The sequence below is a fragment of the Lentzea terrae genome (assembly GCF_003265345.1).
In the GTDB taxonomy this organism is placed as follows: Bacteria; Actinomycetota; Actinomycetes; order Mycobacteriales; family Pseudonocardiaceae; genus Lentzea; species Lentzea terrae.
Genome location: NZ_QFWW01000006.1, coordinates 555,949 through 576,938 on the forward strand (window position 1 = coordinate 555,949; position 20,990 = coordinate 576,938).

Genomic DNA, 20,990 nt, shown 5'->3' on the forward strand with positions numbered 1-20,990 from the left:
CCATGTCCGTGAGCCGGACCGACGCTAATCCGGCCAGGCTGCGACTACCACCACTCGTTGATAACGGCTCGCGCTGTTTCCGGATCACCCCTTGGACAGTGGACGTGTGGAAACACCATCCGTTGCCCTGCGCCTGCGGATCAACAGAACGAGCGCGGCCGCGACGACAATACCGATCAAGTTGATGCCCAACTGCGCCACTGCCGGGCCAACTCTGTCCCACACTCCGAGAACGGCGGCCAGCGCGGCGTATCCGGCGGCCGGAACCGTGGTGACCGAGATGAACACGCCGACGAGGGCCGCGGACTTCGCGGACGTCATCGACAGCATGCCCGCCGCGCCCGCCAGCAGTGCGACGATCAGCGAGAACGGTCCGAACTGGTAGACGAAGTCGACCTGGTGGCCGTTGACGAGCGTGTCCCTGGCGAACAGCCCGCCGAGCTCACCGAACCACGTCAGCACGGCCGTGATCAGCATGGCCAGCGGGAAGCCGATGCCGAGCGCGATCGATGCCCGTTTGACCAGGTCCCACCGCTTCGCGACGAGCCCGACGGCGATCGCGGCGAGCGGGCCGAACTCCGGTCCGACGACCATGGCGCCGACGATCGTGACCGGCGAGTTCGTCGCGACACCCACCGCCGCCAGCAGGCAGGCGATGGTGAGGAACGCCTGGAAGGTGACGCTGGGCCGGGACTCCTCGCCGGACTTCGCGATCAGCTCTTCCCACACGATCACGTCCGAGCCCTCGCCCGGCGCGTTCTCCTCCGCGCGGTCGGCGGCGTCGGACAGCGACGTGTCGATCGACTCGATCGTGACGCCGCCGGTGTGGTCGATGTGCAGGTCGCACAACGCGATGACGATCTCGTCGACCGCTTCCCGCGCCACGTCGGCGGTGATCAGGTCACCCTCGGGATCGATCGCCGCGCCACGCAGGACCACCAGGTGGGTGGCCCCGGCGTGGTCGCGGAGGATCTTCACCGCGGCGTCGGACTGGTCTGCCGGGCAGACCACCCTCAGCCGCAGCATTACTGCTGCTTCTGTTCCGGCTTGAAGTCCACGCCGGCTTCCTTGCGCTGCTGCGGCGTGATCGGCGCCGGCGCGGCGGTCAGCGGGTCGTAGCCGCCACCGCTCTTCGGGAACGCGATGACCTCGCGGATCGACTCGGCGCCCGCGAGCAGCATGACGAGGCGGTCCCAGCCGAGCGCGATGCCGCCGTGGGGCGGGGCGCCGTACTTGAACGCGTCGAGCAGGAAGCCGAACTTCTCCTGCGCCTCCTCGGCACCGATGCCCATGACGTTGAACGCGCGCTGCTGCACGTCCGCGCGGTGGATACGAATCGAACCACCGCCGAGCTCGTTGCCGTTGAGGATCACGTCGTAGGCGTAGGCCAGCGCGTTGCCGGGGTCGGTCTCGAAGTTGTCGATCCACTCCGGCGTCGGGCTCGTGAACGCGTGGTGCAGGGCCGTCCAGTTGCTGCCACCGACCGCGACGTCACCGGCCTCGAGCTTGTCGACCGACTCGAACATCGGGAAGTCGACGACCCACGCGAACGCCCACGCGTTCTCGTCGACCAGGCCGACGCGGTGCGCGATCTCGACGCGGGCCGCACCGAGCAGCGCCCGCGCGTCCCTCGGGTCGCCGGCACCGAAGAAGATGCAGTCGCCGGGGTTGGCGTTGACCGCCTTGGCGAGACCGTCGCGCTCGGCGTCGGTGAGGTTCTTCGCGACCGGCCCGCCGAGCGTGCCGTCTTCCTGCACGAGCACGTACGCGAGCCCTTTGTGGCCGCGCTGCTTGGCGAACTCCTGCCACGCGTCGAGCGTGCGCCGCGGCTGGCTCGCACCACCGGGCATGACCACGGCACCGACGTACGGCGCCTGGAACACGCGGAACGTCGTGTCCTTGAAGTACTCGGTCAGCTCCGTCAGCTCGAGCTCGAAGCGCAGGTCGGGCTTGTCCGAGCCGTACTTCGCCATCGCCTCGGCGTAGGAGATGCGGCGGAACGGCAGCGGCAGCTCGACGTCCTTCGTCTCCTTCCAGATGGCGGCGAGCAGCTTCTCCGTCAGCGCGATGACGTCGTCCTGCTCGACGAAGCTCATCTCGATGTCGAGCTGGGTGAACTCGGGCTGGCGGTCCGCGCGGAAGTCCTCGTCCCGGTAGCAGCGCGCGATCTGGTAGTAGCGCTCCATGCCGCCGACCATCAGCAGCTGCTTGAACAGCTGCGGCGACTGCGGCAGCGCGTACCAGGAGCCAGGACGCAGCCGCGCCGGCACCAGGAAGTCACGCGCGCCCTCGGGCGTGGAACGGGTCAGCGTCGGGGTCTCGATCTCGACGAACTTCTCACCGTGCAGCACCTCGCGGGCGATCCGGCTGACCTCGCTGCGCAGCCGGATGGCCTTGGCCGGGCCGCTGCGGCGCAGGTCGAGGTAGCGGTGCTTGAGGCGCGCCTCCTCGCCCGGCTCCACGTCGCTCTCGACCTGGAACGGCAGCGGCGCGGCCTCGTTGAGGACCTCGAGGTCGCTCACGTAGACCTCGATGGCACCGGTGGGGAGCTCGGGGTTCTCGCTGCCCTCGGGCCGCTTGCTCACCTCGCCGGTGACCTTGACGACGTACTCGCTGCGCAGCCGGTGCGCGCGCTCGGCCATCTCGCCCTCGCGGAACACGACCTGGGCGACACCGGACGCGTCGCGGAGGTCGATGAAGATGACACCGCCGTGATCACGCCGGCGAGCGACCCACCCGGTGAGGGTGACGGACTGCCCGGCGTGCTCGGCCCGGAGTGATCCGGCCTCGTGCGTGCGCAACACGGTGGTGGCTCCTTGTAGACGAAGTCAGCTTTGCCGTCAAGGCTAGCTGGAGCCACCGACAGAATTTCACGCAGGGCTTTTCCTGCGGAGATGATCTCGGTTGGCCGGCGCTCGGGGCCAGCGGATCCCGATGGCCGAGCGAAACCTCGCACGGACTCTCCCAAGCGCGAGTGATCTCGGTCCGCCGGCGCGCTGGGCCAGCGGATCCCGGCGGCCAACCGAAACCCTCGCACGGGCCTGCCCAAACACAGGCGACCTCGACCGGCCCCACCCGGAGCCAGCCGATCCCGGCGGTCAACCGAAACCCTCGCACGGGTTTCCCAGGCGGAGATGATCTCGGTTGGCTAGCGTGCGTCGATATGCGGATCCCGGTCGCCGTCTTCGGCATGCTCGTGATGTTCGTGGTGGGCGTCGGCGTGCTCTTCTTCGGGATTCTCGGCTTCACCCCGGTCCAGACGTGCACCGGTACCTGCTACGCGCCGTTCATGATGGCCACGGTCGGCACCATCGTGATCGGCCTGTCCGCCACCTTCGCGACGTGGTTCCGCGCGTTGCGTGAGCCGCGCGCTTACTGGCCGTACCTCGGTGCCGCGCTGATGGTCGTCCTCTACCTCGTGTCACTGAAGGTCGCGGAGCACGTCCTCTAACTGCGGCCGAGCCGACGCCCACGCGGCGTGCCAGCCGCGGTCGACCTGCTCGGCGTCCCCGTAGCAGGCAATCCGTTCGATCATGTCCAGCAACGCGGCCCGATGGTCGGCGCCGAGCACGGGCATCACCTCGACCAGGAACGGCAGCACGGCCGTGGCCGCCGGGCAGACGAACCCGCCCTCCTCATGGATAGTCCGGTCGAGGTCCCTGATGGCCTGCGCGACTTCCTCGGGATCGTTGGACAGCAACGCCCGCAGATGGCCCGGCGTGTCCAGCGCGGGACCGTACGCGTGGTCGATCTCGTGCCACGCAACGGAGTTCAGGCCCTCCAACATGGACACCAGAATAGGAAAAGGCCGCGACCGAAGCCGCGGCCCCTTCAAAACTCAACTCACGCAGTGGGCGCGAGGTACAGCAGACGGTTCGGCGAACCCGAGCCCGGCGAAGTCACCTTCGACGGCGTCGACTGCGCGATCAGGTACGAAGCGACCTGAGCCGGCGTGGCCGACGGGTTGCTCTGCAGGTACCGCGCGGCCGCACCGGCGACGTGCGGGGTGGCCATCGACGTGCCCGAGATGGTGTTCGTGGCGCTGTCACCGGTGTGCCAGGCCGAGGTGATGCTGCTGCCCGGCGCGAAGATGTCCAGGATCGAGCCGAAGTTCGAGTAGGACGCGCGGGCGTCGGTGCGCTCGGTGGCGCCGACGGTGATCGCCTCACCGACACGGGCCGGGGAGAAGCCCGACGCGTTGGCGTTGGAGTTGCCTGCCGCGACCGCGAACGTCACGCCCGCCGCGATGGCGCGGCGCACGGCGTCGTCGATCGAGGAGTTGGCGCCGCCGCCCAGGGACAGGTTCGCCACCGCGGGCTTGACCGCGTTGCGCGCCACCCAGTCGATGCCCGCCACGACACCGGCGAGCGTGCCGGAGCCGGAGTTGTTCAGCACGCGCACGCCGACGATGCGCGCGTTCTTCGCGACACCGTACTGCGAACCCGCGATGGTACCGGCGACGTGCGTGCCATGGCCGTTGCCGTCCTGGGCGACGTTGTCGTTGTCGACCGCGTCGTAGCCGTTGACCGCGCGGCCGCCGAACGTGGAGTGGCTGATGCGCACGCCGGTGTCCACGACGTACACGTTCACACCGGAGCCGGTGGTCGTGTAGCTGTAGGAGCTGTTCAGCGGCAGGTTGCGCTGGTCGACGCGGTCAAGCCCCCATGACGGCGGGTTCGTCTGCGTCGCCTGGGTGTGGATCACCTGGTCCTGCTCGACGTACTCGACCGACGGGTCGGCCGCGAGACGCTTGGCCTGCTTCTCGGTCAGCTTGACGTTGAAGCCGCCGAAGCTGGCGTAGTCGCGTTCCACGTTCGCGCCGAAGCGGGAAGCCAGGGAGTGCGCGGAGGTCTTGCTGTCCTTCAGCTTCACGATGAAGCTGCCGGCGATCTTCTCGGGGGCGCCGAGAGAGCGGATCTCGCCCTCTGCGGCGGACGCTCCGGGCGTCATCAGGACCGACATGGCGAGAGTCGCCACGCCGGCACCGGCCAGGAACCGGGTCTTACGCGTCATGTGCATTCCGTTCTTTGCAGGGGAACGAACACTTTCGACGCTAAAGTTGTGACCCGGCTCCTGCCAAGAGTGTCCTAAAGATTAGGACGAACCTGTGTTTTCACCATTCACAGAGACGGTGGCCAGTAAAGGATACGAGTGACGGGTGGCGTTCCCGGAGTGCCCGTGGTAACCAATGCGCGCTCCACCTGAGCAGGCGTGGCGGCACGGTTGAACTGCAGATAACGGGCCGCGACACCGGCCGCGTGCGGTGCGGCCATCGAGGATCCGCTCAACGTGTTGGTCGCCGTGTCGTTCGTGTTCCAGGTGGAGGGAACATCTACGCCGGCCGCCCAGATGTCCACCAGCGGACCGAAGTTCGACGAGGACGACTTCGTGTCGTTCCGCGTCAACGCACCCACGCAGATCGCCTCCGCAACCCGTTGCGGAGAAGTGTTCTTCGGATCGGTGTTGCTGCCGCCCGCCGCGACCGTGTAGGAGACACCGGACGCGATCGACTTGCGCACCGCGTCGTCCAGTGCGGCGGAAGCACTGCCGCCCAACGACATGTTCGCCACCGCGGGCTTGACGGCGTTCTTCGTCACCCAGTCGATGCCCGCGATCACACCGGCGATCGTGCCGCTGCCGCTGTCGCCGAGCACCTTGACTCCCCACACGGTGGCGCGCTTGGCGACGCCGTGCTTCGTGCCCGCGGCGATGCCGGCGACGTGCGTGCCGTGGCCGTTGCCGTCCTGCGCGACCGGGTCGTTGTCGACGAAGTCGTAGCCGTTCCTGGCACGGCCGCCGAAGTCCGTGTGCGTGACCCGGATGCCGGTGTCGATCACGTAGATGTTCACGCCGTAGCCGGTGCTCGTGTACGAGTACTGCTGGTCCAACGGCAACGCGCGCTGGTCGATCCGGTCCAGCCCCCACGGCGGGTTGAGCTGGGTGGCGTTCGCGTGCACGATCCCGTCACGCTCCACGTGGGACACGTTCGGGTCGGCCTTCAGCGAACGCAGCTGCGCAGCTGTCAGCCGAGCGCTGAAACCGTTGAAAACACTGGTGTACCGGTGTTCGACAACACCGCCGAACGAAGACACGGCACCATCGCGAAGCACCACGATGTACGAGGACGTGGCCGCGGACGCCGGAGCGACCACGACCGCTGCCGCCAGGGCGGCGACTGCCAGCAGGGCTCTCACAGGAAGTTTCCTTTCTTCGCAGGGAAAAAACGGCCCCGGCTCGCAGAGAGCCGGGGCCGCACAACAGAAGAGGTCAGCTGGTCGGCGGCCAGTGGAGGAGCCTGGTCGTCGTACCGGCACCGGGGTTGGTCACCTTGCCGTTGGTGGCGTTGGAGGTGATCGCGGTCGAAACCTGCGCGGGCGTCACGTTGAAGTTGCCCTGCAGGTACCTCGCCACCACGCCGGCGACGTGCGGCGTCGCCATCGAGGTGCCCGAGATGGTGTTCGTGGCCGTGTCACTGGTGTGCCACGAGGACGTGATGTTCCTGCCCGGCGCGAACACGTCGACGACCGGACCGTAGTTGGAGAACGAGGACCGGGCGTCGTTGATGTCGGTCGAGCCGACGGTGATCGCCGCCCCCACCCGTGCGGGCGAGGTGTTGGCAGCGTTGGTGTTCGAGTTGCCGGCCGCGACCGCGAACGAGACACCGCGCGTGATCGCGCCCTGCACCGCGCTGTCGAGCGACGCGTTCGCACCGCCGCCGAGCGACATGTTGGCGACGGCGGGCTTGACGTGGTTCGCGGCCACCCAGTTGATGCCCGCGTTGACGCCGGCGAGCGTGCCGGAGCCCTGGTTGTTCAGCACGCGCACCGCGACGATCGTCGCGGCCTTCGCCACGCCGTACTGAGCACCCGCGATCGTGCCGGCGACGTGCGTGCCGTGGCCGTTGCCGTCCTGCGCGACGGCGTCGTTGTCGACGAAGTCGCGGCCGTTCTTGGCACGGCCGCCGAACGTCTGGTGGCTGATCCGGACACCGGTGTCGAGGACGTAGGCGTTCACGCCGGAACCGGTGGTGTTGTAGGTGTAGCGCTGGTCGAGCGGCAGGTTGCGCTGGTCGATCCGGTCCAGGCCCCACGACGGCGGGTTGACCTGAGTGGCCTGGATGCTGAGCACCTGGTCGCGTTCCACGAACTCGACCGAGGGGTCCGCGGCCAGTCTGCGCGCCTGGGCGTCGGACATCTTGATCGAGAAGCCCTTGAACGCGGCGTCGTACACGTACCCGATCTGGCCGCCGAAGCGCGCACCGAGCGTTGCGGCGCTCGCGGTGACGCGGTTGTCCTTCAGCTTCACGACGAAGCTGCCGGGGATGTTCTGCGCTCCGTCGAAGGTGAGGATCTCACCGACGGCGGCCTGCGCGGGTGCCGCGAACGCGGCGATCATGACCGCCGAACCCAGCAGAGTTGCTGTCTTGCGCATTGCGTTGTCCTGTTCGTCGCAGGGGTGATCAGGAACCCAATCGGGACTATGGCGGCGTAATAGACCCGAGATCTGAACTTTCCGGGTTTGTCACCCTCCCGAAACCGCCGATCGGCTGTACCGCGTTCCCTTTGCTGCCGATAACCTCTCGGACTTGACTCCGGGAAACGGAGGACTGGATGCTGACGATTTACCCACCGCGCGAGGAGCTCGCCGACCTTCTGGTGACGGGTCCGTTCGCGGACGCGTTGCGGGTCGCGATCCAGGTGCGGGGTCTCAGTCTGGAACGGCTGCAGCACCGCCTGCGGGTGCGTGGCGCGCCGATCAGCGTGACGGCGCTGAGCTACTGGCAGTCGGGCCGGCGCAGACCCGAGCGACCGGAGTCGCTGATGGCGCTGGCCCAGCTCGAGGACGTGCTCGGCCTGCCAGGGGGAGCGCTCTCCCGGCTGCTCGGCCCACCCCGGCCGCGCGGCCGTTCGCGCAGGCGGGAGCAGTCGGCACGGGCGCCGTGGGACGGTTCCGGCCTCATGCTGACCGCGCAGCACGACCGGGTGGACGTCGCGCCCTGCGGCGGCGTGCGCAGCATCCGGTCACGTCAGGTCATGCAGGCGACGTCGGCCAATGTGGACCGCTGGATCCTCTGCCACGAAACGGGTTCCGCCCAGGGCGCCGCACTCCCGGCCCTGACCGCCGTCCGCTCGTGCAGGGTCGGCAGGGTAGCTCGCGAACGCACCAACGGCGTCCTCGTCGCGGAGCTGTTGTTCGACGAGCCGATCTCCCCCGGCGCCTCGATCGCGATCGAGTACGAATTGATCTATCCACATCCGACGGTCGAGCACACGCATTTCCGGCGGTTCGCCGAACGGGTGCACGACTACGTGCTGGAGATCAAATTCCCGGCCGACTCCCCGCCCGCTTCCTGCGAGCAATTCGCGTCCGGTCCGGCGGGTTCGGAAATGTTCGGCGGCGCCCGCCCGGCCCCGGTGGACACCTGGGGTTACGCGCACGCCGCCGCACTCGACTTCGGACCGGGCCTTTACGGCATGCGCTGGACCGCGGCCGCGAACGCCTCGGGGTCGTCGAGCCAGGGATTGTGACCGGCTGCCTGCTGGATCACGAGCCGCGCGTGCGGGAGTAGTTCGGCGTACTCGCGCGCGCGGTTGAGCGGGATCGCGACGTCGACCTCGCCGAAGAGCAGAAGCGTTGGCACGTCGAGAGTTTTGAGCGCCGCGCGGGTTGCCTCCGGGTCCAGCGCACCCTCGGCGTAGAACTCCTCGGCCGCCTCTTCGTTGGTCGGGTGGTCGTCGAGCGCGCGCACCTCGTCGTCCCAGCGCCCGTGCCAGAACGGGGCGATCTTCTCGAACGCCTCGGGTGTCGCGTTGCCCGCCCAGATCTCCTCGAAGCCCTTGATGGCCTCGTCGTACCAGGGTTCGCCGCTGCGGCTCAGCGCGATCGCGCGCCGATCGTCGTCGGTGACGTCGAGGCCGACGACCCGCGGGCTCGGCGCGATGAGGACGAGTTCCTCGACGTGCTGCGGGTGTCGCGTCGCGTAGAGGATCGCGAGGGTGCCGCCCGCCGAGTGGCCGAGCAATCTGATCCGGTCCAGCCCGAGGTGCTGCCGGAGCGCTTCCACGTCGTCGACCTGGCGGTCCACGCGGTAGGTCTCCCTGGGAGCTGCCTCGGACTCGCCAGTACCGCGCAGATCGAGCCTGAGCAGGTTGTCCAGCGGAAGTGGTGCGAGGTAGGACGACGCCGTCATCGGCCCGCCCGGCAGGCAGATGAGCGGGTCATCTCCTGCCGGGCCGTGGAACGCGAGCTTGGTGCCGTCGTACGAGCTGAAAGTCCCCATGCCGGGGAGTCTCTCAGTAAGAGCGAGGCAACTTCAGGCTGTTTTGCGCCACGAAGTTGAGCACCATCTCCCTGCTGACAGGCGCGATGCGGGACAGCCGGGACATGCCGAGCATCGACGCCAGCCCGAACTCGGACGTCAGCCCGTTGCCGCCGTGCGTCTGGATCGCCTGATCGACCGCGGCCGCGATCGCCTCCCCCGCTGCGTACTTGGCCATGTTCGCGGCCTCACCGGCGTCCTTGTCGCGGCCCGAGTCGTACAGCGCGGCCGCCTTCTGCGTCATCAGCCGCGCCAGCTCGATCTCGATGTGGATCTTCGCCAGCGGGTGCGCCAGACCCTGGTGCGAGCCGATCGGGTGCTCCCACACCTGGCGCTGCTGCGCGTAGGTGACGGCCTTGCTGATCGCCAGCCTGGCCGAACCGGTGGCCATGCTCGCGCCCATGATCCGTTCGGGGTTGAGGCCGGCGAACACCTGCAGCAGGCCCTGGTCCGGCGAGCCCACGACGGCGTCCGATGGCAGCCGGACGTCGTCGAAGAACAGCGTGAACTGCTTCTCCGGCGCGACGAGGTCCATCTCGATCTGGTGCCAGGTGAAGCCCTCGGCGTTGGTGGGGACGACGACGAGCACCGGCCCGGTCTTCTGGATGGCGACCACGAGCACGGCGTCGACCTCGTCGATGCCGGAGATGAACGTCTTGGTGCCCTTGAGGACCCAGTCGTCGCCGTCGGGGCGGACGTGCGTCTTCAGCTGGTGCGCGTTCGATCCCGCGTCCGGCTCGGTGATCGCGAACGCCATCTTCACTGTGCCGTCCGCGAAACCGGGCAGCCACTTGGACTTCTGCTCCTCCGTGCCGAACCGCGCGATCACCGTCGCGCAGATCGCCGGCGAGACGACCATGAGCAGCAACGGACAGCCCGCCGCGGCCAGCTCCTCGCACACCGCCGCGAGGTCGCCGATGCCGCCGCCACCGCCGCCGTACTCCTCGGGCACCGCCACGCCGAGGTAGCCGAGCTTGCCCGCCTCTTCCCACAGCTCGGTGGTCTTCTCCCCCGCGCGGGCCTTGGCGATGAAGTAGTCATGGCCGTACTTGGCACCGAACTCGGAGACGGCCTTGCGGAGCGCGATCCGCTCTTCGGACTCGACGAAGCTCACTGTTCCTCCACTACGGCCAGGACGTCGCCCGCATTGACCTGCTGGGCGGTTTCGACGAGAAGCTCGGTGACTGTGCCCGCGTTGGTCGCCAGCACGCGGTGTTCCATCTTCATGGCTTCCAGCACCAGGAGCTCGATTCCTGCTTCGACTGCGTCACCCTGTTGCACGGAGACGCGGACGACCGTGCCGGGCATCGGGGCGATGGTCGCGCCCGGTGCGAGCTTGGTCTCCGGCTCGGGGAACCGCGGCACGGACTTGAGGCTGACCGATCCGCGCGGCGAGTCGACCTCGACGAGGTCGCCGTACCTGGCAACGCGGAAAGGCGTGCGCACGCCGTCCAGGTCGAGCGTGACCACGTCTGGCGTGGCCTGCATCGGGTCGTACTCGACCTCGATCTCGGTGTCCCCGAACAGGAACTTCGCCTTCGGCTGCTGCGAGCGGACGTTGCGCCAGCCCAGCGGCAGGTGTCCGATCTTGCGACCGGCGGCGGCAGCTAGTGCCGCCGCGAGCGCAAACGGTTGCGGGTCAACGGTTCGGGTGAAGTCGTGCTCGGCGAGGAACCCGGTGTGCGTGTCGCCGTTCAGGAAAGCGTCGTTCTGGAGGATGTCCACGAGCAGCTGACGGTTCGTGATCAGGCCGTGGATGTGCGCGCTTTCCAGTGCTGTAGCTAGTTTGCGAGCGGCCGCCAGGCGCGTTGGCGCGTGTGCGATCACCTTGGCCAGCATGGGGTCGTAGAAGACCGAGATCTCCGACCCGTCCTCGACGCCGCTGTCCAGCCGGACGTCGCCGGGCACGTGGATCCTGTGCAGCGTGCCGCTGGCCGGGCGCCAGTCGTTCGCGGGGTCCTCGGCGTACAGTCTGACCTCGATGGCGTGGCCCCGCGGTTCCGGCGCTTCCGCCGGCAGCTCGGCGCCCTCGGCGATCCGGAGCTGCCACTCGACGAGGTCGACGCCGTGCACGAGCTCGGTGACCGGGTGCTCGACCTGCAACCGGGTGTTGACCTCCAGGAAGTGGAAGTCCTCGCCCTTCAGCATGAACTCGACGGTGCCCGCGCCGACGTAGCCGATCGACTCAGCCGCAGCTGTTGCCGCCGCGAACAAGCGCTTGCGGATGTCGTCGGTGACCGCCGGGCTGGGCGACTCCTCGACGATCTTCTGGTGCCTGCGCTGGATCGAGCACTCGCGTTCGCCGAGCGCCCAGACCGTGCCGTGGGTGTCCGCGAGGATCTGCACCTCGACGTGCCGCGCATGCTCCAGCAACGGCTCGCAGAACACCGTCGGGTCGCCGAAGGCCGACTCGGCTTCCCTGCGCGCACTGGCCAGGGCGTCCGCGAACTCCGCCTTTTCACGCACGATGCGCATGCCGCGTCCGCCGCCGCCGGCCGAGGCCTTGATCAGCACCGGGAACTCGGGGACCGTCTCCGGGTCGAGCTCGGGCAACGTGGGCACGCCCGCGGCCGCCATCCTCTTCTTGGCGGCGACCTTGGAGCCCATGGCCTCGATCGAGTCCGGCTCCGGCCCGACCCAGGTCAGGCCCGCAGCCTGCACCTTCCTCGCGAAGTCGGCGTTCTCGCTGAGGAAGCCGTAACCGGGGTGGACGGCGTCCGCTCCCGCCCTGGTCGCCGCCTCGACGATCAGGTCGGCGCGGAGATAGGTGTCGGTCGGCGACGCGCCGGGCAGGTTGACCGCGAAGTCGGCCTCCCGTACGTGCGGAGCTGATGCATCCGGGTCGGAGAACACCGCGACCGTGCGGATTCCGAGCGCGTTGCAGGTGCGGATGATCCGGCGGGCGATCTCGCCGCGGTTGGCGATCAACAGAGTCTTGATCATCGGGTCACATCCGGAAGACGCCGAAGCCGTCGGCGCCCTTGATCGGTCCGCTGTGGACAGCGGAGAGACAGATGGCGAGCACGGTCCTGGTGTCGCGAGGGTCGATCACGCCGTCGTCGTAGAGCTTCCCGGACAGGAACGGCGCCAGCGACTGCTCCTCGATCTGCGCCTCGACCATCTTGCGCATGGCGGCGTCGTGCGCCTCGTTGTACTCCTGCCCCTTCGCCGCGGCGGCCTGCCGTCCGACGATCGACAGCACACCGGCGAGCTGCGCCGGACCCATCACCGCGGACTTGGCGTTGGGCCAGGTGAACAGGAACCTCGGGTCGTACGCCCGGCCGCACATGCCGTAGTTGCCGGCGCCGTAGCTCGCACCCATTGTGATCGTCAGGTGCGGCACTTTGCTGTTGGAGACGGCGTTGATCATCATCGAGCCGTGCTTGACGATGCCGCCCTGCTCGTACTGCGCGCCGACCATGTAGCCGGTGGTGTTCTGCAGGAAGACCAGCGGGGTGTCGCTCTGGTTCGCGAGCTGGATGAACTGGGTGGCCTTCTGCGACTCCTCGCTGAACAGCACGCCGCGCGCGTTCGCCAGGATGCCGACCGGATAGCCGTGGATCCTGGCCCACCCGGTGACGAGACTGTTGCCGTACAACGGTTTGAACTCGTCGAACTGCGACCCGTCGACGAGCCGTGCGATGACGTCCCTGGGGTCGAACGGAACCCGCTGGTCCTCGGACACGATGTCCAGGATGCTGTCGGCGTCGTAGTGCGGCTCTTCCACTGGCATTGGTTCAGGGCCTTGCTTCTTCCAGTTCAGCCGCGCGACGACCCTGCGCGCCAGCCTGATCGCGTCGGTCTCGTCCTCCGCCACGAAGTCCGCGAGGCCCGACGTCGCGCCGTGCATGGTCGCGCCGCCCAGTGACTCGTCGTCCGCGTCCTCACCGGTCGCCATCTTGACCAGCGGCGGACCGCCGAGGAACACCTTCGACCGGTCCTTGATCATGATCACGTAGTCCGACATGCCCGGCACGTACGCGCCACCCGCCGTGGCGTTGCCGAACACCGCCGTGATCGTCGGGATGCCGGCCGCGGACAGCCGCGTGAGATCCCGGAACGCCCGGCCACCGGGGATGAAGATCTCGCTCTGCGTGGGCAGATCCGCGCCGCCCGACTCGACCAGGCTCACCAGCGGCAGCCGGTTCTGCAGCGCGATGTCGTTGGCCCGCAGGCTCTTGCGCAGCGTGTACGGGTTTGAAGCGCCGCCGCGGACCGTCGGGTCGTTCGCGACGATCACGCACTCGACGCCCTCGATCCGCCCGATGCCCGTGACCACGCTGGCCCCGACCGGGAAGTCGGTGCCCCACGCGGCGAGCGGCGACAGCTCCAGGAACGGGCTGTCCTCGTCCACGAGCAGCTCAACCCGTTCGCGCGCAAGCAGTTTGCCGCGCTTGTGGTGCCGCTCGACGTACTTCGGCCCACCTCCCGCGAGCGCTTTGGCGTGCTCGGCGTCCAACTGCGCGATCTTCGCGAGCAGCGCCTCCCTGTTGCCCATCAGGCGAACCCCAATCGTCGTGCCGCGAGCTCGGTCATCACTTCACTCGCCCCGCCACCGATGCCGAGGATGCGGGCATCCCGGTAGTGCCGCTCCACTTCGGACTCCCGCATGTAGCCCATGCCGCCGTGCAACTGCACGGCCGCGTCCACCACCTGCGCGCACGTCTCGACGGCCGCGTTCTTCGCGAAGCACACCTCGGTGACGCAGTCCTCGCCGCGGCTGATCCGCGCCGCGACCTCACGGGTGTAGGTGCGCGCCAGGTCGATCTTCTGCGCCATCTCCGCGAGCTTGTGGCTCACCACCTGCCGTTTGATCAACGGCTTGCCGAACGTCTCCCGGTTCCTGGTCCACTCGACGGTCAGGTCGAGCGCGCGCTGCGCCGTCGCGTACGCCTCGACGGCCATCGTGATCCGCTCGACCTGGAACTGCCGCATGATCTGCACGAATCCCTGGTTCTCCTCGCCCACCAGGTTCTTCGCGGGCACCCGCACGTCGTCGAAGTGCAGTTCGGCCGTGTCGCTGCAGTGCCAGCCCATCTTGTCGAGCTTGCGGCGGGTGAACCCGTCCTCGATCACCAGCAGCGAGATGCCCTGGTAGCCCGGCTCGCCGGTCCGGACGGCGGTCGTGACGAAGTCCGCGCGGATTCCCGACGTGATGAACGTCTTGGTGCCGTTGACGATGTAGTGATCGCCATCTCTGACGGCCTTCGTCTTGATGTTCGCGACGTCACTGCCCGCGTCGGGTTCGGTGACGGCCAGGCTGCCGATCTTCTCGCCCCTGATCGCGGGCTTCGCGAACCGCTCGATCAGGTCCTCGTTGCCCGACTGCCAGATGTGCGGGATCGCGATGCCGTGCGTGCACAGCGCCGCGATCAGCCCGCTCGACCCTCCACTTTGGATGATCTCCTCGGTGAGCACGACCGTGTCGAGCAGGTCGCCGTGCTCGAACCCGATGCCCAGCAGGTCCAGCTCGGCCGCCTTCTTGTGCAGCTCGCGCGGAACCTCGCCCCGCTTCTCCCACTCGTCGAGGTGCGGCACGATCTCGTTGCGGGTGAACTCCCGGACGAGGTTCCTGAGCTCCTTGCGCTCTTCGTAGAGGTCCTTGGTGATCACAGCAGCTCCTCCGGAATCTCCACTTCCCTGCTGCGCAACCACTCGCCCAGCGCCTTCGCCTGCGGGTCGAACCGCGTGCTGCTCGCCACGCCCTCACCGAGCAGGCCGTGCAGCACGAAGTTGAGCGCCTTGAGGTTGGGCAAGTCGTACCTCGTGACTTCCTGTGCTTCCGGCAGCAGCTCCTTGAGCTTCTCCTTGGTCAGGAAGGTGCTGAGCCACTCATAGGCTTCTTCGGTGCGGACCCAGACGCCGAGGTTCGCGTCCCCGCCCTTGTCACCGCTGCGTGCCCCGGCGATGGTTCCCAACGGCCTCTTCACAACAACACCGCCTTGGCGCTGACTTCGTCGCGGTTGACGTAGGCCGCCTTGTACACCCCGAACGGCGTCCCATCACTGGGCGGTGCCGTGACGTGGAACCCGGGATAGCTCGCGAGTGCCAGCTCGATCGCGGCCCGGCTGAACCCCTTGGCGCGCTTGGGGTCGGTGGTCTTGATCGTCACGTGCAGCAGCGCGCTGGCCTGCTCTTCGGTCGGCGCGTCGGTTTGGTCCGTGCGGGCCAGGGTCCAGGTCAGGCCTTCGTCGCCGATGGCCTGCTGCAACTGCCGCTTGACGAGGTCGGCCTTCGCGTCGACGTCGAGTCCGGTGAGGACGAACGTCGTGGAGTTCCTGAACCCGCCCAACGTGTTCAGGCACACCTTGAGCGTGTCCGGTGGCGGACTGCCCTTGGTTTCGGAGATCCGGACGCCTCTTGGGTGCTGTTCGAGCTTGATCGTGTCGAAGTGCGTGGTGACGTCCGGGCCCAGGTATTCGGGCGCGCCGATCTCGTAGAGCAGTTGCGCCGTAACGGTGTCTGTGGTGACCGTCCCGCCGGTGCCGTCGTGTTTGGTGATGAGGCAGGAGCCGTCCTCGTCGATCTCGGCGATCGGGAAACCGGGCTTGGTGGTGTCGATCTCGGTGAAGAACGAGTAGTTGCCGCCGGTGGCCTGGGTGCCGCATTCCAGGACGTGGCCGGCGACTGTGGCACCGGCGAGCTTGTCCCAGTCGTCGCGGGCCCAGCCGAAGTGGGCCGCAGCCGGGCCGACGACGAGGCTTGCGTCGGTGACGCGGCCGGTGACGACGACCTGGGCGCCTTGGTCGAGGCAGTCGGCGATCTCCCAAGCGCCCAGGTAGGCGTTGGCGGTCAGGGCTTCCGGGAACCGGGCCTTCAGGTCGTCGCCCGTGACGTACCCGACTTTGGCGTCGAGCTTGCGGGCCAAGCCTTCGGGGTTGAGCCCACCCGCGTTGACGACGATCTTGACGCCCTTGTCGAGCGCGAGGCCGAGGCAGTCCTCCATCTGGCGCAGGAACGTCTTGGCGTAGCCGAGCTGCGAATCCTTCATGCGGTCTCGGCCGAGGATGAGCATGGTCAACTCGGCCAGGTAGTCACCGGTGAGGACGTCGAGGTCCCCGCCCTCCAACTGCTCGCGCATGGCGGAGAGTCGGTCGCCGTAGAACCCGGACGCATTGCCGATCCTGATCACCGGCCACCTCCAGGCGGCCCGGCGAATGCCTGCGCGATCGGCACCCAGGTCTCTGCGACGGGGCCGGTCGCCTCGATCGCCAACTCCTTGCGATTCCGCCGCTGCGTCACCAACCAGGCGAAGTCCAACGCCGGCCCGGAAACCCGGTTCTCCGCCCCCTCCGGCCCCCACGTCCACAACTCGCCACCAGGCCCGGTCAACTCCACCCGAACCTCGACCTCAGGCACCGCCAACCCGTTCAACAGAAACGCGAACCCCATCGTCCGCACCCCGATGTGGCAAACGTGCCGAATCCGCGGAGAAGGCTCCCGCACCACCCCCAGCGCGTCGAAGACGTCCTGCCCGTGCGCCCACGTCTCCATGAGCCGCGCGGTGGCCATCGACGCCGGGCTCATCGGCGGCCCGAACCACACGATCTTCCCGGTGGCCCTGGCCAGGTGCTCCTGCAACGCGGCACGGCTGGCTCGCCACAACTCCAAAAGATCAGGCAACGCCGCCGCCTCGGCCGCCGTGCGGTCCACGATGTCGCCGGTGAGCGGCTGTGCCTTGAACGACTCCGGGTCGGTGATGGCGAGGACGGCCGCCTTGTCCGTCCACATGAGATGGCCGATCTGGTGCCCGATGGTCCACCCCTCGGCCGGCGTCGGCAGCGACCAGTCCTCCACACCCGCGACGAGGTCGTCGAGCGAGCGGGACTCGGCGTCGAGGTCGGCCAGCAGTTCCGTGATCACAGCTGCTCCTCCAGCATCCGCGCCCAGTAGCGCACGACGTGCGCCCGGCGCTTGGCGTCGTCGGCGAGCTGGTTGGCGAGCGCCAGCCCGCGCACAAGATCAAGGGTTGCCTGCACGGCGTCTTTCACACCGGGCCGCGAGTCGTCGACGTCCAGCAGCTCCAGAGCGAGCGCATACACCTCGCGACCAAGCCGGGCTTGCAGTTCGAGCACCTGGGAGCGCAGTTCCGGGTCGGTGCGGGCGGCCACCCACAGTTCCAGGGCGGCGGTGAACAGGTCGCTGGCGTGGAAGTCGGCGATCAGCTCCACCACGGCGTGCGTGCTCTTGTCCGCGATCTCCGCGCGGCGCTTGAGCACCTCGACGCTCTCCGCGCCCACGTGCTCCACGGCCGCCGCGACCAGCTCACCGCGCGTGCGGAAGTGGTGCAGCTGGGCGCCCCGCGACACCCCTGCTCGCTCGGCCACCTCGGTGGTCGTGGTGCCTGACCAGCCACGTTCCACCAGGCACTCGACCGTGGCCTCCATCAGCTTCCGCTTGGTGCCGGCGCTGCGGTCGGCCTGGCGCTGCCTCGTCTCCACGCCTTCGAGTGTTCCGGCCCACAAACAAACAGTCAAGCCTGCTTGTAAATGCCACGGGTAGCGTCCGGCACTGATGAGCATCGTCGAACGCCTGAGGGCCGCAGGCTGCGTCTTCGCCGAGGAAGAAGCCGCCCTGCTGGAGGACGCCGCCACCTCCGCCGAGCACCTCGAAGACATGATCAGTCAACGGGTCAGCGGGCTGCCGCTCGAACACGTCGTGGGCTGGGCCGAGTTCTGCGGGCAACGGATCGCAATCACCAAGGGCGTGTTCGTGCCGCGCCACCGCACCGAACTGCTGGTCGACCTCGCCACCGAACTGAACCCGCGGATCGTCGTCGACATGTGCTGCGGATCCGGCGCGGTGGGTGCAGTGCTGCAACACAGGCTGCCGAACGCCACGGTGTACGCGGCGGACATCGACCCCGTAGCGGTGCAGTGCGCGCGCAAGAACCTCACGAACGTGTTCGAGGGCGACCTGTTCGATGCGTTACCCACGGAACTCAGAGGACACATCGACGTCGTGGTGGCCAACGTGCCGTACGTGCCCACCGACGACATTGAGTTCATGCCGGCCGAGGCACGCGACTACGAGGCACGAGTAGCCCTCGACGGCGGCACGGACGGACTCGAAGTGATGCGGCGGGTCGCGGCACAAGCGAAGGCCTGGCTCAAGCCCGGCGGCCACCTGCTGAGCGAGACGAGCGAACGCCAGGCACCGGCGGCACTGGCCGCTTTCACCGCCGCAGGGCTCGACTCCAAGCTCGTGACCAGCGAAGACACCAATGCAGTGGCAGGCACGGCGTAAAGTCCGTACAATGTACGGTATGTCGTACGACGAGGTCATGCAGTGGTTCGCAACGTGGGACGAGCTCGCGGTCAAGGGCGACGTCGAGAAGATGGCCGACATGGCGTTGTTCCCGATCAACACGGTCACCGACGGCTCGGCGACGTCGTGGGACCGGGAGCGCTTCATCAAGGAGATGGGGGCTCAGCTCGGCGGTGGCGGTGAAGTGAAGATGGAGTCCACGAGGACGCCGCACTTCATCAACGACAACCTGGTCTTCGTCATCACGGACGGCACGATCAACGACTTCACCGTGCGCTACGGCGACCTGCTGGTGAAGGTCGGCGACGAGTGGAAGTTCCAGACGATGGTCCAGGGCGGCTGGGCGTAGGAAGCCGGGGAAACACCCTGGGGAAGAGGGCGTCCCACCGCGAAATTCAGAGCAGGGTGAGCTGTTCCTGATCCACCCGAGGAGCCGGCACACCCACCGGCAGACTGCCGTCGGGCCACACGCCGTCGTCGTCACCGGGCACACCGGTGACGGCGTCGGTGGACCGTCCACGCGGCGCCAGCCCGTGCTTCTCGATCAGCGGAACCACCCGCGCCGTCAGCCGGGCGCGGTACCGCTTGTCCACATAGGACCCGTTGCCGTACAGATACCGGTACGTCTCGACGAGATCCGGGTGCTCGCGCTTCAACCAGGCCGCGAACCACTCCCGCGCGCCAGGACGCAGGTGCAACGGCAGCACCGTCACGCCCGTAGCCCCAGCCGCCGCGATCTGCTCCAGCAGAAAGTCGAGCTGCTCAACGGAGTCCGTCAGCTCGGGCAGCACCGGAGCCACGAAGACGCCGCACGGCAACCCGGCTTCCCGCACCTTCCGCACCAGCTCCAGCCGAGCGGCCGGAGTCGGCGTGCCGGGTTCCAGCGACTTGTGCAGATCGCGGTCCATCAACGCCAGCGACACCGCGATCCCGACCGGCACCACCTCTGCCGCAGCGGACAGCAGCGGCAGATCGCGGGCCAGCAGCGTGCCCTTCGTCAGGATCGAGAAGGGCGTACGAGAGGCGGTGAGCGCCTCGATGATCCCTGGCATCAAGGCGTACCGCCCCTCAGCCCGCTGGTACGGGTCGGTGTTGGTGCCCAGCGCGACGTGCTCCTGCTTCCACCGGGGCGAACGGAGCTGACGCGACAGCACCTCCCCCGCGTTGACCTTGACGATCAGCTGGCTGTCGAAGTCGCGGCCGGTGTCAAGATCCAGATAAGAATGCGTCTTGCGGGCGAAGCAGTTGTGCGAAACCACGCCGTTGGCGATGAAGTCGCCGGTGCCGGTCGTGATGTCGTACAACGGCATCTCGTCCAACAGCTCCACCGACACCACGCCCAGCGGCTGCTGCGACTTGATCGCCACCCCGTCGATGTCGCGCTTGCGGGTGATCGCCGGGTCGACGGTGTGGAAGAAGCGCAGGTTCTCCCGCAGCCCGCCGCGCAGGCGCACGACCCGCACGCCACGACGGCGGCGCAGCTCCTCGATCGCGAAGTCGAAGTGGAAGTGCTTCAACGCCAAGCAGATCGCTTCGAGCACAACCGTGTTGCGCGTCGACATGCGCAGGATGCTGCGCGAGCAGGTCCCGAGGTAGTCGAACGCGCCGGCCAGGAATCCCTTGAGCCAGTCGGGGTTCGGGGCTATCTGCCAGTGCGCGAGCTCGCGCACTTGGTGCAGAAATCCCCTCCCTTCTCGCACGCCGAAGTAGTCGAGGTACTCCTGCGTGCGGTCCATGGCCTCTATGTCGGCCAACGGAATGCGGAACTCCTGCTCGTCGTCCACCATGCCGCGCAGGTAGCCGCGGCGGTAGTCGTCGGTCACGGTCGGCTGCTCGACGAAAGCCCCCGTGCCCATCAGCTTGTTGCCGGTCGTGAGGTGCGGGCGCCGGCCGGTGCCCGCGGTTTCGCCCGTCACGTGCTTCCAGCCGCGGTCGGTCAGGAAGCGGTGGTCACCGGACGCGACCACCGATGTGCCGTCCTCCAACGTCAACCGGTACGCGACCTTGCGCGTCTCCCAGTGCGCCAGCACGGTCGTCAGCTTGTAGCGGCGATAGTTGCCGACGAGCTCGGTGCCGTAGATCTCGTCGCCGACCCGCAGCTCCGCCAACGGTTTGGTGCGGCCGTTGCCCAGCAGGATCGGGGTGTCGCCGGCCATGCAGTAGGTGCAGGCGTGTGAGCAGCCCCGATACGGGTTCACCGTCCAGGAGAAGGGCAGCGACGACCCCGGTACTCCGTTGAGCACGGATTTGGCGCGGACCTCGTGGAACACCACGTCCGCGAACTCAGGAGTTCGTACGCTGCGCACCAGTCCCGGTAGCCCCGGTAGTGCCTGCTGCGGCTCTGCCTCGAGTTTCTGTCCGTCCCATCGCACACCGTCGATTCGAACACATGTTCGAACAGCGG

General features: G+C 68.0%; 18 protein-coding genes and 1 pseudogene. 4 read left to right on the forward strand and 15 right to left on the reverse strand.

What is annotated here, in order from left to right:
• Nucleotides 1–84: 84 nt before the first annotated feature.
• Complete coding sequence (locus tag DI276_RS11715) at nt 85–1,026, reverse strand: DUF389 domain-containing protein (RefSeq protein WP_112263277.1); 942 nt, start codon at nt 1,024–1,026, stop codon at nt 85–87.
• Nucleotides 1,026–2,804 (reverse strand): aspartate--tRNA ligase, encoded by a 1,779-nt coding sequence (aspS, locus tag DI276_RS11720; protein WP_112263278.1) that lies wholly within the window; start codon nt 2,802–2,804, stop codon nt 1,026–1,028. The genes DI276_RS11715 and aspS overlap by 1 nt, the downstream gene beginning before the upstream one ends.
• A gap of 359 nt (nt 2,805–3,163) precedes the next feature.
• On the opposite strand from aspS, the gene DI276_RS11725 reads away from it, so the two are divergent.
• A complete protein-coding gene (locus DI276_RS11725; RefSeq protein ID WP_112263279.1) occupies nt 3,164–3,451 on the forward strand; it encodes a hypothetical protein in 288 nt (95 codons plus the stop codon).
• On the opposite strand, the gene DI276_RS11730 is transcribed toward DI276_RS11725, so the two are convergent.
• The 4 genes from DI276_RS11730 to DI276_RS11745 form a co-directional block, all read right to left on the reverse strand.
• Nucleotides 3,422–3,787: a hypothetical protein gene (locus tag DI276_RS11730; protein ID WP_112263280.1), complete on the reverse strand. Its 366-nt coding sequence runs from the start codon at nt 3,785–3,787 to the stop codon at nt 3,422–3,424. The two genes, DI276_RS11725 and DI276_RS11730, sit on opposite strands and share 30 nt — an antisense overlap.
• Before the next feature lie 56 nt (nt 3,788–3,843).
• Nucleotides 3,844–5,019, reverse strand: a complete 1,176-nt coding sequence (locus DI276_RS11735) for a S8 family peptidase (RefSeq protein ID WP_112263281.1) — start codon at nt 5,017–5,019, stop codon at nt 3,844–3,846.
• Nucleotides 5,020–5,120: 101 nt separating this feature from the next.
• A complete protein-coding gene (locus DI276_RS11740; protein WP_332874635.1) occupies nt 5,121–6,194 on the reverse strand; it encodes a S8 family peptidase in 1,074 nt (357 codons plus the stop codon).
• Nucleotides 6,195–6,267: 73 nt separating this feature from the next.
• The gene (locus DI276_RS11745) at nt 6,268–7,431 is read right to left on the reverse strand and encodes a S8 family peptidase (protein WP_112263282.1); all 1,164 of its coding nucleotides are present in this window, start codon (nt 7,429–7,431) and stop codon (nt 6,268–6,270) included.
• A 179-nt stretch (nt 7,432–7,610) separates the two neighbouring features.
• Here DI276_RS11745 and DI276_RS11750 point away from each other — a divergent pair, with 179 nt between their 5' ends.
• The gene (locus DI276_RS11750; RefSeq protein WP_112263283.1) at nt 7,611–8,528 is read left to right on the forward strand and encodes a helix-turn-helix domain-containing protein; all 918 of its coding nucleotides are present in this window, start codon (nt 7,611–7,613) and stop codon (nt 8,526–8,528) included.
• Here DI276_RS11750 and DI276_RS11755 read toward each other — a convergent pair.
• The 8 genes and pseudogenes from DI276_RS11755 to DI276_RS11790 all read right to left on the reverse strand — a co-directional run bounded on the left by DI276_RS11755 (nt 8,468) and on the right by DI276_RS11790 (nt 17,706).
• Nucleotides 8,468–9,280 carry an alpha/beta fold hydrolase gene (locus DI276_RS11755; RefSeq protein WP_112263284.1) on the reverse strand — a complete coding sequence of 271 codons (813 nt, stop codon included), beginning with the start codon at nt 9,278–9,280 and terminating at the stop codon, nt 8,468–8,470. The genes DI276_RS11750 and DI276_RS11755 overlap by 61 nt on opposite strands.
• A gap of 13 nt (nt 9,281–9,293) precedes the next feature.
• On the reverse strand, nt 9,294–10,433 hold the full coding sequence (locus DI276_RS11760; RefSeq protein ID WP_112263285.1) for an acyl-CoA dehydrogenase family protein: 1,140 nt from the start codon (nt 10,431–10,433) through the stop codon (nt 9,294–9,296).
• Entirely contained in the window at nt 10,430–12,262 is a 1,833-nt protein-coding gene (locus DI276_RS11765; protein ID WP_112263286.1) for an ATP-binding protein, read from the reverse strand. Before DI276_RS11765 ends, DI276_RS11760 begins: the two co-directional genes overlap by 4 nt.
• Nucleotides 12,263–12,266: 4 nt before the next feature.
• The gene (locus DI276_RS11770) at nt 12,267–13,817 is read right to left on the reverse strand and encodes an acyl-CoA carboxylase subunit beta (RefSeq protein ID WP_112263287.1); all 1,551 of its coding nucleotides are present in this window, start codon (nt 13,815–13,817) and stop codon (nt 12,267–12,269) included.
• A complete protein-coding gene (locus DI276_RS11775) occupies nt 13,817–14,932 on the reverse strand; it encodes an acyl-CoA dehydrogenase family protein (RefSeq protein WP_112263288.1) in 1,116 nt (371 codons plus the stop codon). The genes DI276_RS11770 and DI276_RS11775 overlap by 1 nt, the downstream gene beginning before the upstream one ends.
• Nucleotides 14,929–16,400, reverse strand: a pseudogene (locus DI276_RS11780) (acyclic terpene utilization AtuA family protein). Before DI276_RS11780 ends, DI276_RS11775 begins: the two are co-directional and overlap by 4 nt.
• Nucleotides 16,401–16,447: 47 nt before the next feature.
• Nucleotides 16,448–17,182 (reverse strand): TIGR03084 family metal-binding protein, encoded by a 735-nt coding sequence (locus tag DI276_RS11785; protein ID WP_112263289.1) that lies wholly within the window; start codon nt 17,180–17,182, stop codon nt 16,448–16,450.
• Nucleotides 17,179–17,706, reverse strand: a complete 528-nt coding sequence (locus DI276_RS11790; RefSeq protein WP_408610531.1) for a TetR/AcrR family transcriptional regulator — start codon at nt 17,704–17,706, stop codon at nt 17,179–17,181. The genes DI276_RS11785 and DI276_RS11790 overlap by 4 nt, the downstream gene beginning before the upstream one ends.
• A gap of 127 nt (nt 17,707–17,833) precedes the next feature.
• On the opposite strand from DI276_RS11790, the gene DI276_RS11795 reads away from it, so the two are divergent.
• On the forward strand, nt 17,834–18,565 hold the full coding sequence (locus DI276_RS11795; RefSeq protein ID WP_112263291.1) for a putative protein N(5)-glutamine methyltransferase: 732 nt from the start codon (nt 17,834–17,836) through the stop codon (nt 18,563–18,565).
• A gap of 19 nt (nt 18,566–18,584) precedes the next feature.
• Nucleotides 18,585–18,935: a nuclear transport factor 2 family protein gene (locus DI276_RS11800; protein WP_232836586.1), complete on the forward strand. Its 351-nt coding sequence runs from the start codon at nt 18,585–18,587 to the stop codon at nt 18,933–18,935.
• A 46-nt stretch (nt 18,936–18,981) separates the two neighbouring features.
• Here DI276_RS11800 and DI276_RS11805 read toward each other — a convergent pair whose 3' ends face one another.
• Nucleotides 18,982–20,958 (reverse strand): intein-containing Rv2578c family radical SAM protein, encoded by a 1,977-nt coding sequence (locus DI276_RS11805; protein ID WP_112263293.1) that lies wholly within the window; start codon nt 20,956–20,958, stop codon nt 18,982–18,984.
• Between the last annotated feature and the right edge of the window lie 32 nt (nt 20,959–20,990).